Origin of the sequence: Pseudarthrobacter raffinosi, from assembly GCF_023913735.1 — a bacterium.
Taxonomy (GTDB): Bacteria; Actinomycetota; Actinomycetes; order Actinomycetales; family Micrococcaceae; genus Arthrobacter; species Arthrobacter raffinosi.
On sequence record NZ_JAMXBH010000016.1, the window covers coordinates 63,581 to 79,134 of the forward strand.

Annotated in this window: 15 protein-coding genes and 2 tRNA genes; 10 read left to right on the forward strand and 7 right to left on the reverse strand. The window is 66.4% G+C overall.

Going from position 1 to position 15,554, the window contains the following annotated elements; translation table 11 throughout:
- Window positions 1-100 precede the first annotated feature (100 nt).
- Both NG698_RS15300 and NG698_RS15305 read right to left on the reverse strand, forming a co-directional pair.
- On the reverse strand, window positions 101-868 hold the full coding sequence (locus NG698_RS15300) for a VOC family protein (RefSeq protein ID WP_252610831.1): 768 nt from the start codon (window positions 866-868) through the stop codon (window positions 101-103).
- A gap of 148 nt (window positions 869-1,016) precedes the next feature.
- Window positions 1,017-1,104: transfer RNA gene (locus NG698_RS15305), tRNA-Ser, on the reverse strand.
- A gap of 109 nt (window positions 1,105-1,213) precedes the next feature.
- Between NG698_RS15305 and NG698_RS15310 the strand changes: the two genes are divergently transcribed.
- The 9 genes from NG698_RS15310 (at window position 1,214) to NG698_RS15350 (ending at window position 10,944) form a co-directional block, all read left to right on the forward strand.
- The gene (locus tag NG698_RS15310) at window positions 1,214-2,197 is read left to right on the forward strand and encodes an NAD(P)H-quinone oxidoreductase (protein ID WP_141139438.1); all 984 of its coding nucleotides are present in this window, start codon (window positions 1,214-1,216) and stop codon (window positions 2,195-2,197) included.
- A gap of 121 nt (window positions 2,198-2,318) precedes the next feature.
- Window positions 2,319-2,930, forward strand: coding sequence for a PadR family transcriptional regulator (locus NG698_RS15315; RefSeq protein WP_252599828.1), 612 nt, complete (start codon window positions 2,319-2,321; stop codon window positions 2,928-2,930).
- Window positions 2,927-3,664 carry an ABC transporter ATP-binding protein gene (locus NG698_RS15320; RefSeq protein ID WP_252610833.1) on the forward strand — a complete coding sequence of 246 codons (738 nt, stop codon included), beginning with the start codon at window positions 2,927-2,929 and terminating at the stop codon, window positions 3,662-3,664. Before NG698_RS15315 ends, NG698_RS15320 begins: the two co-directional genes overlap by 4 nt.
- A gap of 1 nt (window position 3,665) precedes the next feature.
- The gene (locus tag NG698_RS15325; RefSeq protein ID WP_252599734.1) at window positions 3,666-6,560 is read left to right on the forward strand and encodes an FtsX-like permease family protein; all 2,895 of its coding nucleotides are present in this window, start codon (window positions 3,666-3,668) and stop codon (window positions 6,558-6,560) included.
- A gap of 138 nt (window positions 6,561-6,698) precedes the next feature.
- On the forward strand, window positions 6,699-6,983 hold the full coding sequence (locus NG698_RS15330) for a DUF1540 domain-containing protein (RefSeq protein ID WP_252599732.1): 285 nt from the start codon (window positions 6,699-6,701) through the stop codon (window positions 6,981-6,983).
- Between the two features lie 200 nt (window positions 6,984-7,183).
- Entirely contained in the window at window positions 7,184-9,487 is a 2,304-nt protein-coding gene (locus tag NG698_RS15335; RefSeq protein ID WP_252610835.1) for a carbon starvation CstA family protein, read from the forward strand.
- On the forward strand, window positions 9,484-9,687 hold the full coding sequence (locus NG698_RS15340) for a YbdD/YjiX family protein (protein ID WP_252599729.1): 204 nt from the start codon (window positions 9,484-9,486) through the stop codon (window positions 9,685-9,687). The genes NG698_RS15335 and NG698_RS15340 overlap by 4 nt, the downstream gene beginning before the upstream one ends.
- 82 nt (window positions 9,688-9,769) lie before the next feature.
- Window positions 9,770-10,456 carry a bacterial proteasome activator family protein gene (locus NG698_RS15345; RefSeq protein WP_252610837.1) on the forward strand — a complete coding sequence of 229 codons (687 nt, stop codon included), beginning with the start codon at window positions 9,770-9,772 and terminating at the stop codon, window positions 10,454-10,456.
- An 8-nt stretch (window positions 10,457-10,464) separates the two neighbouring features.
- Window positions 10,465-10,944 carry a hypothetical protein gene (locus NG698_RS15350; RefSeq protein ID WP_252610839.1) on the forward strand — a complete coding sequence of 160 codons (480 nt, stop codon included), beginning with the start codon at window positions 10,465-10,467 and terminating at the stop codon, window positions 10,942-10,944.
- Window positions 10,945-10,963: 19 nt separating this feature from the next.
- On the opposite strand, the gene NG698_RS15355 is transcribed toward NG698_RS15350, so the two are convergent.
- Together NG698_RS15355 and NG698_RS15360 are read right to left on the reverse strand one after the other, a co-directional pair.
- Window positions 10,964-11,149, reverse strand: a complete 186-nt coding sequence (locus NG698_RS15355; RefSeq protein ID WP_252610841.1) for a hypothetical protein — start codon at window positions 11,147-11,149, stop codon at window positions 10,964-10,966.
- A 39-nt stretch (window positions 11,150-11,188) separates the two neighbouring features.
- Window positions 11,189-12,175 carry a hypothetical protein gene (locus NG698_RS15360; protein WP_252610843.1) on the reverse strand — a complete coding sequence of 329 codons (987 nt, stop codon included), beginning with the start codon at window positions 12,173-12,175 and terminating at the stop codon, window positions 11,189-11,191.
- A gap of 63 nt (window positions 12,176-12,238) precedes the next feature.
- On the opposite strand from NG698_RS15360, the gene NG698_RS15365 reads away from it, so the two are divergent.
- Window positions 12,239-12,739 (forward strand): hypothetical protein, encoded by a 501-nt coding sequence (locus NG698_RS15365; protein WP_252610845.1) that lies wholly within the window; start codon window positions 12,239-12,241, stop codon window positions 12,737-12,739.
- Here NG698_RS15365 and NG698_RS15370 read toward each other — a convergent pair.
- From NG698_RS15370 to NG698_RS15380, 3 genes are all read right to left on the reverse strand, one after another.
- Window positions 12,736-13,635: a DNA/RNA non-specific endonuclease gene (locus tag NG698_RS15370; RefSeq protein ID WP_252610847.1), complete on the reverse strand. Its 900-nt coding sequence runs from the start codon at window positions 13,633-13,635 to the stop codon at window positions 12,736-12,738. The genes NG698_RS15365 and NG698_RS15370 overlap by 4 nt on opposite strands.
- 163 nt (window positions 13,636-13,798) lie before the next feature.
- Window positions 13,799-13,871: transfer RNA gene (locus tag NG698_RS15375), tRNA-Thr, on the reverse strand.
- Between the two features lie 108 nt (window positions 13,872-13,979).
- Window positions 13,980-15,545, reverse strand: coding sequence for an alpha/beta hydrolase (locus tag NG698_RS15380; RefSeq protein ID WP_252610849.1), 1,566 nt, complete (start codon window positions 15,543-15,545; stop codon window positions 13,980-13,982).
- Window positions 15,546-15,554: the final 9 nt, after the last annotated feature.

A 15,554-nucleotide genomic window follows, 5' to 3' on the forward strand; every position in this document is an offset into this window, starting at 1 on the left:
TGATGGTGCGTGCACTTGGCGAAACGTCCGTGGGGCAAAACAATACCGGCCGGTAGCTTTAATGAAAGCTGCCGGCCGGTATTTCGTCGAAGGAATTTACTTATGCGATGATCTTGAACATTGCACCGGTGGGGTCGGCCAACGAGGCGAGGCGGCCGAACGGAGAGTCCTCCGGTCCGTCAATGACGGTGGCACCGAGCGAAACGGCCTTCTCAATCGAAGCGTCCGCATCTTCGACGTTGAAGTAGACCTGCCAATTGGACGGAACGTCGGCCGGCAGATACCCGGAGGCGTCCATGATGCCGGCCTTGGCGGAGTCCCCGGCGCCCAGGGTGGTGTACCGGAAGTCCGGTGTATCGCTCATAACATCCGTATCCCAGCCGAACACCTCCTCGTAGAACTTCACGGCGGCGTCGTAGTCCTTGGTGTGGAGCTCGTGCCAGGCGGCGGCGCCGGGCTCGGCAACGAGCTCATACCCCTTCATCTCGCGCGGCTGCCACACGCCGATTGCCGCTCCGGCGGAGTCGCCGAAGATGGCCATGTGGCCCTGTTCCGGAACATCCATGGGCGGCATGTAGACCTGGCCGCCGTTGGCCGCGACGGCGGACGCGGTGGCCTCGGCGTCGTCCGAGCGGAGGTATGTGGACCAGACGTCGGGCATGCCTGCCTGGTCCTCGTCCTTCTGCATGAGTCCGGCCACGGTCTTGCCGTTCTTCCGCGCGGTGGTGTAACCGCCGTATTTCTCCTCGTCTCCGGTCTCGTACTCCCAGCCGAAGAGTTCGCCATAGAACTGGCGGGCCTTGTCGATGTCTGACGTCATGAGGTCGATCCAGCAGGGTGCGCCGGCGGTGATCTCGGGTGAAGGCATGATGGGCTCTTGCTGTCGATGGGTGGCAAAAGGAACGACCCTATGTCCGGGCTCGGACAGTTTCAATGGTTTAGCTCCGGCGGACCCTGTGCCGGTTAAACGAATAAGCCCCGGTCCGCCATCATGTGGCGTACCGGGGTTCCATTCGCGGAAGGTAAGAGATTCGAACTCTTGGTACGGGGTTACCGCACACTAGTTTTCAAGACTAGCTCCTTCGGCCGCTCGGACAACCTTCCCTAACGAGTAGTGTTTCATAGGCAGTTGGCTGCAACAAAACAGAGTCTGCCGTGCGTCCGGTGCACACTGGTTCTGGGGCACGAATCAGCTAGAAAACGGGAGTTCTCCATGAAAGCCGTCTACATTGCAGAACCCGGTGGTCCGGAGGTTCTGGAAGTCCGCGAAGTGGACGCGCCGGTGCCCGGGCAGGGCGAGGTGTTGATCGACGTTGTCGCCGCCGGCCTGAACCGGGCGGACGTGCAACAGCGCAGGGGCTTCTACCCGCCCCCGCCCGGCGCGTCCGAGATCCCGGGGCTGGAAGTCTCGGGGCGGATCGCCGGTTTCGGTCCCGGCGTCACCAAGGCATTCTCCGTGGGGGACAAGGTGGTGGCGCTGCTGGCCGGCGGAGGCTACGCGGAGCAGGTAGCGGTGCCGGCGGAGCAGGTGTTGCGGATTCCCGACGGCGTTGATGTGGTCACCGCTGCGTCGCTGCCGGAAGTCGCAGCCACGGTCTACTCCAACCTGATCATGACGGCTCAGCTGCAGGCGGGCGAGACTGTCCTAATCCACGGCGCCACCGGCGGGATCGGCACCATGGCCATCCAGCTGGCCAAGGCCTTCGGCGCCAGGGTCGCCACCACCGCGGGAAGCGCGGAAAAGGTGGGGACCGCGAAGGCTTTCCTGGGCGCGGACATCGCCATCAACTACACCGAAGAGGACTTCCCCGAAAGCCTCCGGCGGCAGAACGGCGGCAAGGGCGCCGACGTGATCCTCGACGTTGTGGGTGCCAAGTACTTGGCGCAGAACGTTGATGCGCTCGCGGACTACGGCCGGCTCGTTGTCATCGGCCTGCAGGGCGGAGCCAAGGGTGAGCTGGATCTTGGCCAGCTCCTGCGGAAGCGCGCGGCAGTGGTTGCCACGGCACTGAGGCCGCGCCCGGTGGCGGAAAAGGGCGCCATCATGAACGCCGTGCGCGAATCCGTGTGGCCCCTCATCACGGACGGCCGGATCCGCCCGCTGGTGGCCAAGACCTTCCCACTGGACCAGGTTGCGGCCGCCCACCGGTACTTCGACAGCGGCGACCATGTGGGCAAGATCCTGCTGGTAATGTAGCCACGGTAGATACTGAGTATTGCTTTGCGCCGTGGACTGGCTTAGCCTCACTCTATACGCGGTATGCACGGGTCTTGGGGGGTCCGTGCATACCGACGCTGACGCCACCGCTAGGAGCACCATGTCCATCCGCCACAGCCTCCTTGCCCTGCTGCAGGACCAGCCGCGTTACGGCTACCAGCTCAGGGTTGAGTTCGAGAACCGCACCGGGTCCACCTGGTCCCTGAACATCGGGCAGGTGTACACCACGCTGGACAGGCTCGAACGCGACGGCCTGGTCAGCAATGACGGCAGTGACGGCGAAGGCCACGTGATCTACAGCATCACCGCCGCCGGCAAGGCGGAAGTGCGGAACTGGTTTGCCGCCCCCGTGGAGCGCAACAACCCGCCCCGGAACGAGCTTGCCATCAAACTGGCGCTCGCGGTCACGCTGCCAGGCGTGGATGTGCAGGCCATCATCCAGGCCCAGCGGGTGGCGTCCATCCGTGCGCTGCAGGACTACACCAAGGCCCGCCGCGACACGGCCGCCAACCAGCGGGCGGCGGATACCGCCTGGCTGCTGGTGCTGGATTCGCTGATCTTCCAGACGGAAGCGGAGGTCCGCTGGCTGGACCTTTGCGAGGCGCGGATGCTGCAGCAGGCGCAGACCGCGGGCCAGGCAACACCACGCAAATCGTCCAACGGGGTCACTGTGGAAGAGGCAGCCCCGCTCATCGCGGATAGCCGCCGGTGAGCGTCCAGGGGCCGCATCAGGTCCTGGAACTCGCCAAGGTCAGCAGGACGTTCGGTGAAGGCGCGACGGCGGTCGCCGCGTTGCGCGAGGTGGACCTCAGTATCAGAGCCGGAGAGTTCGTCGCGGTGATGGGTCCGTCAGGTTCCGGAAAATCCTCCCTCCTGGCACTGGCCGGGGGACTTGACCGGCCGACGTCGGGCGGTGTCTTTGTGGAATCGACACCACTGGGCGGGCTGGGACTGAACGAACTCGCCCGGTTGCGCCGCCGCGCCGTCGGCTATGTCTTCCAGGACTTCAACCTTGTCCCCACGCTGACGGCTGCCGAGAACGTGGCGCTGCCGCTGGAGCTGGACGGGACGGCCGCCAGGAAGGCGCAACGCCAGGCCATCGATGCGCTGCGGCAGGTGGGCATCCCGGAACTCGCGGACCGCTTTATGGACCAGATGTCCGGCGGACAGCAGCAGCGGGTGGCCATCGCACGGGCCATCGTGGGCAACCGCAGGCTGATCCTAACCGACGAACCAACGGGAGCCCTCGATTCCACCACCGGCCATGGCGTCATGGAGGTGCTCCGCGGACGTGCCGATGCCGGTGCGGCCGTGATGCTGGTGACCCATGAGGCCCGGCATGCCGCGTGGGCTGACCGGGTGGTGTTCCTCCGGGACGGCCGGATCGTGGACCAGGCAGCTGCCATGCACGATCCCGCCATGCTCCTGACGCAGGCCGGCCACTGACGTGGCACTCACCCTCGCACCGGCGCCTGGCGGGCGCCGGCAGGCTTTCCGCGTCGCCGTGCGGATGGCGCGGCGCGATATCCGCCGCCACAAGGGGCGTTCCCTTCTGATCATCCTGCTCATCATGCTCCCCGTGGCGGGAATGACCGGGGCGGCCACGTTGGTCCAGAGCATGCAGGAGACCGCGGCCGAACGCGTGCAGTACCAGCTCGGTACCACCCAGGCGCGGTTCCGGCCCATGCCCATGGCCAACGGGATCATGGTCCAGGACCCGGTCGAAGAGCTGCACATCACCACGAACAACTGGGACACTAACCCCGACTTCACGCCTACTGATCCGCAGGATGCGATTCCAGCCGGCTACGACGTGCTCACAGAATCCACGCTGGACCTCACCGCCGAGTCGGGTGCGGCGCACGTGCGTTTGGTGGGCCGGGCAGTGGACGCCATGGCCCCGGCATTTGCCGGAAAATACACGCTACTGGACGGCAGGGCCCCCGGGACCGATGCCGAGATGCTCGTATCGCCGGGGCTGCTGGAGCGGTTCGGGCTGGAACTGGGGGAGGAACTGGCGACGTCGGCCGGGACGTTTGTCGCGGTCGGAACGCTCCGCGATGCGGGCTATTCGGACAGCAACTCCATCGTCTACCTCAGGCCCGGCCAGGGCAGCGTTGGCGCCCCGGCGCCTGCCTCCGCCGGTCCGCCGCCGACCGCGTCGGCCATCAAGGCCACCATGTATTACCTGGTGGGTTCCGAGCCGGTGACCTGGAGCCGGGTCCTGGCGGCCAACGCCGTGGGTGTCACGGTGCTGTCCAGGTCTGTGGTGCTGAATCCGCCGTCCCAAGAGGAACGCGGGCCGGAGGGCGCAGGGACCTCATCGAGCGCGTCGCTGCCCCTCACCACCTACGCGGCCGGGGCGCTCCTGGGCGCCCTCGCATTGCTGGAGGTGGGCCTGCTGGCGGGAGCCGCGTTCGCCGTGGGCGCCAAGGGGCAGGTCCGGGAGTTGGCCCTGCTCGCCGCGACGGGGGCCGAAAGCCCCACTATCCGCTCGGTGGTGATGGCGGCTGGCCTGTGGCTCGGCGGCCTTGGCGTGGCGGCCGGCGCTGCTGTGGGACTCGTAGCCGCCGCCGTGGTGGTGATCGTGGCACGCCTGAACGGATCGGTCCGTTTTCCGGGCTTCCATCCGGACGCTTTGTTGACGGTCCTGGTGATGGTCATGGGCTACGTGGCGTGCCTGCTGGCTGCCTTGGCCCCTGCGCGGCAGGTGGCGCGCCAGGCCGTTCTGGGCGCGCTCAAATCGGGGCGGGCCCCGGCGTCGGCCGGCAAGGCGTCCACCGTGGTGGGTGCTGCCCTGCTGGGCGTTGCCGCCGCGGCCCTCGCCGCCGGCACGTGGCTTGCCGCCAACAGCGAAGACCCCGACGTGTTCATTTCCAGGACTCCGGTCATTGCCTGGTTCCTGCTGGGAGGCGCGGTACTGGGCGTCACATCGCTGGTGCTGCTGACCGGCAAGCTGGTGGCCCTCCTGGCCAAGCGTGCCGGACGGCTCCCCCTGGCTGCGCGAATGGCCGCCCGTGACTCGTCCCGCAACCGCAGCAGGACAGTTCCGGCGGTTGCCGCAGTCCTCGCGGCCGCCACCCTGGCCAGTGCCGGCATGGTGCTGGCCGCCAGCCAGCAGGCGAACGAGCAGCAAAACCACTACTGGTCCGCGTTGAAGAACCAGGCTGTCCTGCCGCTGTCCGTGTGGCAACCCCCACTGGCTGACGGAACAATGCCGGATCCGGCGCGGATTGACCCTGCTGCGGTGGCGTCCGCATTGGATGGGGCGGTGGACATCGTCGAATGGACCGCGGTAGTGCGAACTTCCGCTACCCGGAACTGCGAAATGCGGCCCGAACTGGCCGACGCGTCGCCGGCACAGACGCCGACGTCGAGCTGCCTGCAATATTCGCTGGCCACGCCGGAGGGTAACGCGTGCCCTGTGACCGCCGGCCAGCGCGTCCTTGATCCGGAGGATTGGCGTTGCCGGGGAGCGATGCGTCCCTACGAGACGCAGGGACGTATCAACTCCGTCATCGTCGGAAGTGCCGATGACGTGGAAAGGCTCTTCGGAACGGCTCCCACGGCGGAAGCCCGCGACGTGCTGGCGGCCGGAGGCATGGTGGTGACCAACCCGGTGTTCGTCCGCGACGGGCATGCGTCCCTGGTGGCGGAGGACGTTCGCAAACCGGCGCCCGGCGACCCCGCCACTGGCGCCTTCCTGGGGTACCAGGAGACGGGGCGGACGGATGTGGCTGCGGTAGTGCTGGAGCCGGAAGTCGACGTGCAGTATTACGGCGTTGTGTCCCCGGAGGGTGCCGCGGCCGCAGGGATGCGCCTGGATGACAGCGCGCTGCTGGTCCAGCTCACCGCCTACCCGGATGCCGCCCAGATGGACAAGGTGTCTGCCGCCCTCGCCGGCGTCTATGCGGGCCGCTACGGGTCAATGTACGTGGAGCCCGGAGCCGAGCGGGACGCCTCGCTGATCCTCTGGGCCATCGTGGGCCTGGGCGCGGTGATCACACTCAGCGCGGCAGGCATCACCACGGGCCTGTCCATGGCGGACTCGCGGAAAGACCATGTCACCCTTGCCGGGGTGGGTGCGGCCCCGCGCTTGCGAAAGGCGCTCGCGGGTTCGCAGGCGCTGATGACGGCGGGGCTCGGAACTGTGTTGGGAAGTGTTGCCGGGATAGTGCCGGCCGTGCTGCTGGTGACCGCAACCGGGATGGCGCGGACCGCCGTCGTTCCCTGGCTCCAGCTCGTGGCGCTGCTGATCGCGGTGCCGCTCACCGGTGCGGCCTTGGCTTGGCTGTTTACGCGGGCGGGGCTTCCGGTGTCCCGCCGGGAGGTGGGGACCTGAGCGGTACGGGGGGGAGCTGAGCAGGGGAGCGCCGTAATTAGGTCACACAGTTGGGTCTTTTTGATTGGGCCCAACAGGCCTACCGTGGGGCCTAGGACGCTGTCCGTCCCGGACGGCCGAAATACGGAGGGACCTCTTATGACAACGCATGTTGCCGATTGCAGTGTTACCCGTTGCTCGTTTAATGACCACGAAGGCTGTACGGCCCACGCCATCACGGTGGGCGGAAGCAAAGACCACGCCAGCTGCGCCACGTTCATCGACACGGGCATCCATGGCGGGCTGCCCAAGGTCTTGGCAGATGTCGGAGCATGCCAGCGCTCCGAGTGCATCCACAACGACCACCTGATGTGCAACGCCCCCGAAGTCCATGTTGGCCCGGGCGCTGACAACGCGGACTGCCTTACTTACGCACACGCGTAGCAACGGCTCCCGCTCGGGATTAGTCACGAAGGCCTCCGTCCAGGAAACCTTGAACGGGGGCTTTTGTGCGCTCGGCGACTCCCGCCTGCCGTTCACCGCAATGACACGCGGCGCGGGGACAATGCCGCGTCCTCGTTGGTGAGGCGTTGGTAGGGTGCCTTTGAGCAACTCACTGAAGCACCAATTCTCAAGGAGGAGACATGGCCAGCAGGCCTGACGAACCGGTACGTGCAGCGAAAGGAAGCGGCCCATTGACCGCCGATCCGAAGCTTCCGCCAACGGCAGTGGATGAGGCCGTCCGCGAGGCTGAGGACAAGAAATGGACCCCGGCCAAGATCGCCCTGTGGGCAGCCATCGCACTGCTCGGCGGCGTCGCCTGGTTCATGCTGGCCATCGTCCGGGGCGAAACCGTCAATGCGATCTGGTTCGTTTTTGCCTCGGTCTGTACCTACCTGATCGGTTACCGCTTCTACTCCAAGGTGATCGAACGCCTCATCACCAAGCCGGATGACCGCCGCGCCACGCCGGCGGAATACAAGGCTGACGGCAAGGACTATGTCCGCACGGACCGCAACGTGCTGTTCGGCCACCACTTCGCCGCCATCGCGGGTGCCGGCCCGCTGGTCGGACCCATCATCGCGGCCCAGATGGGCTACCTCCCCGGCACCATCTGGATCATCATCGGCGTTGTGCTCGCAGGTGCTGTCCAGGACTACCTGGTGATGTTCTTCTCCATGCGCCGCGGCGGCCGTTCCCTCGGCCAGATGGCCCGCGAAGAACTGGGCGTCATCGGCGGCACGGCAGCACTGATCGCCACGCTGCTCATCATGGTGATCATCGTGGCGATCCTCGCGCTCGTCGTCGTCAACGCCCTGGGCGAAAGCCCGTGGGGCGTGTTCTCGGTGGGCATGACCATCCCGATTGCGCTGTTTATGGGCGTCTACCTGCGCTACATCCGGCCGGGCAAGATCATGGAAGTCTCCCTGATCGGCTTTGTGCTCCTGATGGCCGCGATCATCGGCGGCGGCCTGGTGGCGGAGACCGAATGGGGCTCCGCGTTCTTCACCCTGGACAAGGTGACCATTGCCTGGGGCCTCATTGTCTATGGCTTCATTGCCGCCATCCTTCCGGTCTGGCTGCTCCTGGCCCCCCGCGATTACCTCTCCACGTTTATGAAGATCGGCGTGATCGTGATGCTGGCACTGGCCATCATCGTGGTCCGCCCGGAGATCACTGTCCCGGCCTTCAGCGAGTTCGCCAGCAGGGACAATGGACCTGTCTTCCCCGGTGCCCTGTTCCCGTTCCTGTTTGTCACCATTGCCTGCGGGGCCCTATCCGGCTTCCACGCCCTGATCTCCTCGGGCACTACCCCGAAACTCATCGAGAAGGAACGCCAGACCCGTTTCATCGGTTACGGCGGCATGCTGATGGAGTCGTTTGTGGCCATCATGGCGCTCGTCGCGGCCATCTCCATTGACCGCGGGCTGTACTTTGCCATGAACTCGCCGGCCGCCCTGACCGGCGGCACGGTGGAAACCGCGGCCGCCTGGGTCAACAGCCTTGGCCTCGCCGGAGTCAACGTCAACCCGGCCATGCTCGCGGAGACGGCAGCCAACGTCGGGGAGCAAAGCATTGTGTCCCGGACCGGCGGCGCGCCCACACTTGCCGTGGGACTCGCCCACATCATGCAGCAGTTCATCGGCGGGACGGCCCTGATGGCGTTCTGGTACCACTTCGCCATTATGTTCGAGGCGCTGTTTATCCTCACCGCGGTCGACGCCGGTACACGCGTTGCGCGCTTTATGCTGCAGGACTCCATCGGCAACTTCATCCCGAAGTTCAAGGAGCACTCGTGGCGGCCGGGAGCCTGGCTGTGCACCGCCGTTATGGTGGCCGCCTGGGGTGCCGTGCTGCTCATGGGCGTGACCGATCCGCTGGGTGGCATCAACACGCTGTTCCCGCTGTTCGGCATCGCCAACCAGCTGCTGGCCGCGATCGCGCTGTCTGTGTGCCTGGCCATCGTCGCCAAGCGGGGGAGTTTCAAGTACCTCTGGATCGTGGCCGTACCGCTGGCGTTCGCCGCCGTGGTGACTATCACCGCGAGCTACCAGAAGATCTTCTCGTCAACGCCTGCCGTCGGCTACTTCGCCAACAACGCAGCCTTCAGCAAGGCACTCGCGGACGGCAAGACCGAGTTCGGCACAGCCAAGAGCGTCGCGGCCATGGAAGCCGTGGTGCGCAACACCGCCATCCAGGGCTGGCTGTCCGTCATCTTTGTGGTGTTGAGCATCATCGTCATCGCCATGGCCTTGGTGGCCACCATCAAGGCCTTCCGCAACCATTCGGCTGGGTTGCCGAACGTTGACAACGAGGACGAGGCCCGGCCGTCGAAGGTCTTCGCACCCGCCGGGCTGATCCCCACACCCGCGGAACGTGAGCTGCAGGCCGAGTGGAACAAGCTGCCGGCCGAGCTGCGGTTCGAAAGGGCAGGTCACCACAAATGAGCCCCGGTCTGGCCGCGGTCGCAACAGGGTTCCGGGGTTTCGCCCGGTTCCTCGGCGGCGTGCTCGGTGCTGATGCGTACGCCAAGTACCTGGAGCACCACCACGCGGCCGGACACGGGGAGCCACCTCTGACGGAACGCGAGTTCTGGCGGGACCGGACGGACCGCCAGGACTCCAACCCGCAGGGCCGGTGCTGCTGACGCTGACGGCCGGCCAGCCTTCACCGGCTGGCCGGCTTCATCAACTGGACTGCCCGTCCTCGGCTCGTGAGAGTATGAACGCATGAGCGATCCGACAGACACTCAGCCTGATGACGTACCCGTTGAGGGCAGGACCCTCGACAACGGCGAACCGGCCATGCCGGCTGTGCCCATCCCGGCTGGAGCCGGCCCAGGCGCTGCAGGTCCGGCAACTACGGGCCCGGCGGCGTCGAGCACGTCACCCGGGAGCAAGGCCAAGGGCAGCAACCTGCAGGACCTCGTGGACGAGCCCGCGAAAGTCATGCGGATCGGCACTATGATCCGGCAGCTCCTGGCAGAGGTTAAGTCGGCACCGCTGGACGACGCCGCGCGCGAACGCCTGGCCGAGATCCACGAACGTTCCATCAAGGAGCTGGAGGACGGGCTGGCACCGGAGCTCGTTGAAGAACTGGAACGGATCAGCCTGCCCTTTCCGGAGAACACCACACCGTCCGACGCCGAGCTTCGGATCGCCCAGGCGCAGCTGGTGGGGTGGCTGGAAGGCCTCTTCCACGGCATCCAGACGGCCATCGCCGCCCAGCACGCCGCACGGGAGCAGGCCGCCGCGCAGCTGCACCTGAAGCAGCTTCCGCCGGGCACCATGATCGCCCCTGGCGTGGTTATCGGGGAGAACGGCGAGCCGCAGAGGGCCGCCGCCAGCCAGCATTCCGGTCCGGTGCAGTCAGGCCGGCCGGAGGACCCGGACCACGGTCCCGGCCAGTACCTCTAGGTTCCTGCGTGGGATTCTTAACTGCCGCCCGCCAAGGGCGCAAAGACGATGCTGAGCTGGGGAAGGGCCTTTGGCGCCGCGCCCACGATCGCTTCCACCGGGGCCTGGACCGCTATCACCAGGTCCTCGAAGGTGTCGAAGACGAGCAGCTTTATGCCGAACTGGTGGAAGTAGCCAACGAGCTGGCGGGGCTCATGGAGCGCGTCCGTGTTGTTTGCGTCGAAGCCCAGCGGCGGTCGCCCAGCGAAGGTCTGGACATTCCCGGGGACTTGGCAGGTGTACACCGGTCGTTGTCGAAGGCAGGCAATTCGCTGGCCACCACCGCCGAGGCTGCCGCCATGCTGCGGCTTGCCGTCGGTCCCATCCCGATGGGGGCGGCTTCGGTGCGCCGCCGCGCGGAATCGGTGTTTGAGCAGGTGGCCGACGCCGAACGACGCCTCGCCGAGGATGCCGCCGCGGGTGGCCAGCCCGAAAGCCTTTCCGGCTGAGCGGTATTTCCGGATGACCTCAGGCGGCGATCCTGGCCTGCTCTATGGCAACAGCGTCGATAACGGCCCACGATTCCTCGGTGCCGCAGTTCCGGCTGGCGAAACGCTCGGCGTCCTTCAGGGAATCGAAGCTTTCACTGCTGATCCGGCCGCAATCGGCGTCGAAGTACGTGACAAGAAATTCCTGTGCAAGTTGGTTCTCCATAAGTCCAGTCTGCAACCGGGGCTTGACATTAACCGTTCATCAGTCCCGCGTGTTGCCCAGGCGTAGCACCCGCTCCTGCGCGAGCATGGCCGAACGTTTGGCCTTATCGGCTGCCCGGGCCGCCTGCTTGGCCTCGGCGGCCGCCGTGCCCAGGTTTTTCCTGGCGCTGTCCAGCTGCTCCTCCGCGGCTTTGAGCCGGTCGCGGAGCTCACGTGTTTCGCGGGTCAGGCCCGCGACTTCGGCCTCCGTGCCCGCCAGCTGACTTTGCCGGTCCGCGGCCAGCCGGGCGGACTCCTCTTCGGCTGCCATGGCCTCGCCCAAGGCAGCGTTGGCTTTCTCCAGCGCCGAGGGGGACGCCGGCCGCGGAGTCTCCCGGACAGCCTTGAGGCGCGGCTGGTCCGCGGGTTTGCGGGTGCCAGGTTCCGCCATCGTCCGTTCTTCCTCTTCTTCTTCCGGCACAGTGGCCGGTGGCTGTTTGGGACGGCCCTGCGTGGTGGCGCGTGGCGCCGGCACTGCCCCAGGCACCGCTACGGCCCCATCGAGATCAACCGTGTCCACGCCGTCGGCGGACAGCGCCTGGACCAGCAGTCCGCTTTGGACGGCGGCAGTGGCACCTTCGTCGGCGGTCATCGCCTGCAGGGTGCGCTCGACGTCGGCGGCGATGGTGGCGCTGATGCTGCGCCCCTGGCGTTCAGCAACAGCGCGGGCGGTCTCGACGGCGGTCGCCAGCAGGGTGCGGCGCTCCCGCGCCAGTTCCCGGAGGGCGGCGGCGTCGAGGGATGTCTGGGCCGACCGCATCCGTTGGCCGAGCTCGGAAAGCTGCGCGAGCGCTCCTGGCTCATGGATGGCCAGCATGTTGACCGCCCAGGCCGCCGCTGACGGTTTTGGCAACGCCTTGACGGCAGCCGGGAGATCCTTCCCGGAACCGGCGGCTGCCTTGGCTGCGGCGGTCCGGGCAGCCACAAACTCCTCGAAAGGCAGGGCATACAGTTCGAACGCGATAGCCGTCAGCGCCTTGTCATCCATGCTCGCCATCATAGGGGGCGGGCTCCAGAGCCGAAGGGTATGTGTGCCGCCTAGACTGGCCGCATGAGAAGAGTGTGGGGGCTCCTTGTCCGGCCGGCCGTTCTGATGTTGGCAGTCTGCATCCCGGTTGCCGGCTGCTCGAACGTCTGTCCGGCCATTGGGTGGGTCAACTCCATCACGGTTGAACTGGCGGGGGACGTCTCGCGTGTGGATACCGTGCAGCTGTGCGCCGATGGCGCTTGTTCGGAGTTACGACCGGAGCCTGGGACGGCAGCACCGCGCATTGTCGTGACAACACCGCTGGATGCCAGGGCTCCGCACACCCCGGAAGCCCAGCCCACCATGGCCCCGTTCTACGCTGAAAGGATCGACGCCGATACCTGGCGGTTCACCGTCAGCATGAGCTCCCCTGAACACGTGACCGCTAAAGCGCTGTCTGCCACGGGCGAGGTCCTCGCCGAGAAGGAAGCCGACCTGGACTGGAAGCGGGTTGGCGGCTCGGCCCAGTGCGGCGGTCCCGGGGAAGCTTCGCCGGTCGAACTCACGGTCGGGCCGCGGCACTAGTCTCCGTTCAGATCGAAGTCCAGGTCCAGGTCCTCCGGAGACACGAGCGTCCGCCACGTCGACTTCACCCGTGCGGTGGGTAGTTCTGCGGCGATGGGCATCCGGTCAACGGCCACGAGCTGGTCCAGATCCAGGCCGGTGACGGCGGCGATATCGCGGACGGGGACCTGAAAGGTCCGGAACGGGCCCAGGGGCGGGGCATCGTCCACGGCGCCCGGGCGGGGCACAGCGGGCAGGTCGGCCAGCTGTGGTGTCTGGTCCACGATGTAGCCGGTGGCCGCAAGCTCTCCGTCCTGGAGGAATGCGGCGACCTTGAAGAACAGCAGCGGAATGTCCACGCCGCGGTACACCGGGTCATTGTCCCCGAAAATGGGTCCGGTGAACACGATCAGCCGCCGGCCGTGGTCGGCGGCATGCTCCAGCAGGTAGGACTCCAACCCGAGCCACAGGTCCAGGCTCTGGTTGAACTTCGCAGCCTGGGGCACGGCGTTCGTGTAGTGGAACGTGTCCTCATTCGCTTGGGCGGCCTCCTGCCGGGTATCACCCCAGACGGCTGAGGCGCGCCGGACCAGGTGTCCCCTATCAAGGTCGTTCCGGGCGTAGAGCTGCTCACCGGTCTGCTGGTCCTCGGCCAACCTTGGATCCAGCTGCCATTGGATCCCGGATCGGTCCAGATCCATCAGCTTCTCCCCGTCGATGCCGAGGGCCGTGACGGCGGCCAGGCGCTTGTCCAGCCGCATGAGCACCGAGAAATGGGTGTAGGGCAGCAGGATCGTTTTCGTGTCGGCCAGAATCGGTACAGGAACCTGTACACCCAGGAAGGCGACGTCGTACCCCGACCGGTTCGACAGATCACGTGCAGCAGCAGAACCCGGTACCAGCAATAGTTCGTCCATGGCCGGACATTAGCAGTGGAAGATGACGGCGGGATGAATTTCGGTGGACCACAGGGAAACTGCCGTCGGCGGCCCAGCTCAATGCGGCGGGCTGTCGAAGGGCTTAACCAGCGAAAAACCCCGTATCATCGTCGAAATCAACGACAATACGGGGTTTGTCCCGAGCTTCCTATCAGAATCGAACTGATGACCTTTTCATTACGAGTGAAACGCTCTACCGACTGAGCTAAGGAAGCACCGCACAATTCGCCCGGCGTAACCGGGCGGTTCATGCAAGAGTCAACTGTAATAGAGTCCCTGCGCCCGGGTCAAAATGGGGGCCCGAAACACCTCAGCAGAAGTCCTCAGCAGACGGTGTTGTCGGCGGGAACCGTTCCGTCCACAAGGTACTTGTCCACGGCGTCTTCGAGGCAGCTGTTGGCCCGGCCGTAGGCGGTGTGGCCCTCTCCCTGCCAGGTCAGCAGGGAGGCGTTGCCCAGCTGTTTGCGCAGGGATGCGGCCCACTCCACGGGCGTGGCAGGGTCGCCGGTGGTTCCGACAACCACGATCGGGGCTTCGCCGGTGTATTCCACCGGGGCGGGGGTCCGCAGGTTCTTGTACGGCCAGTCCACGCAGTTGGTGCCGCCGTAGGCGAAGAAGTAGCCCAGGGTGGGGGAGGCCTGCATAAGCCGCTGCTGTTCCGCGCGCATGGCGGCAGTATCGGACACCATGGGGTAGTCCAGGCAGTTGATGGCGCCGAAGGCGAAGGTGGAGTTGGACGTGTACTTCCCGTCGGCGCCGCGGTCAGCGCCGAGGTCCGCCAGACGGAGCATCAGGCTGGCGTCACCGTTCAGTGCAGCTTCGAGGGCCTGGGTCAGGGCGGGCCAGCTCTGGTCGTTGTACAGCGGAGTGATGAGGCCGCTGACGAACATCGTGGCGTTCACCAGGCGGCCGTCCTTAGCCTGCCAGGGGGTGTTCTGGACGGCGGTGATGAGGTCGCGGATCTGCTGGACCCCGCTGTCCACGTTCCCGCTGAGCGGGCACGAGGATTCCTGCTGGCAGCTGGCCACGTAGGCCCTGATGGCTTTTTCGAACGCCACGGCCTGGCCGCTGGTCAGCTCCTCGTTGCTGATGGACGGATCCAGGGCGCCATCCAGGACCATGCGGCCCACGTTGTCCGGGAACAGCGAGGCGTAGGTTGAACCAAGGAACGTGCCGTAGGAGTACCCGAGGTAATTGAGCTTCGAGTCATTGACCACGGCGCGCAGGATGTCCAAGTCCTTGGCCGCGCTGACCGTGTCGACGTGGCCCAGTACCGGACCCGTCTTGGCGGCGCACTGCGCGGCGATGGCCTTGTTGTCGGCCAACGCGGCGGCAAGCCCGGCGTCGGTCTCCAACGCGTAGACCTTTGCCCGGGACGCGTCCCGTTCGGCGTCCGTCAGGCACGTAACAGGGGCGGAGCGTTTGACGCCGCGCGGATCAAAGCCCACCAGGTCATAGTTGGCCCGGACAGACTGCGAGAAGTGCGTTCCGGCCGCATCCTTGACGAAGTCGTAGCCGGACCCGCCCGGACCGCCCGGGTTGACCAGCAGGCTGCCGGTTTTCTTGCCCGTGCTGGGAGCCCTCAGCGCAGCTATCTGGATCGTGTCGCCGTCCGGCTTCGCGTAGTCCATCGGCACGGTGACCTTGGCGCACTGGAAGCCGTTTTCGCAGGGCTCCCACACAACCTCCTGGGCGTAGAAGGTGTCCAAGCCGGCGGGCGCGGACGCCACGATAGCAGGGTCTGCCTTCGCCGTAGCCGGGGCCGCGTCCGGGGTGTCCCCGCCAAAGAGGCCGCACGAGGCCAGCGTCAGGGCCAGGATCAGGGCGCCGGCAGCCCGCAGCCCAATCACCAGGGATCGGGAGCGTGCGGGCAGGGGGCGTGCAGTCATCGAGCGGTC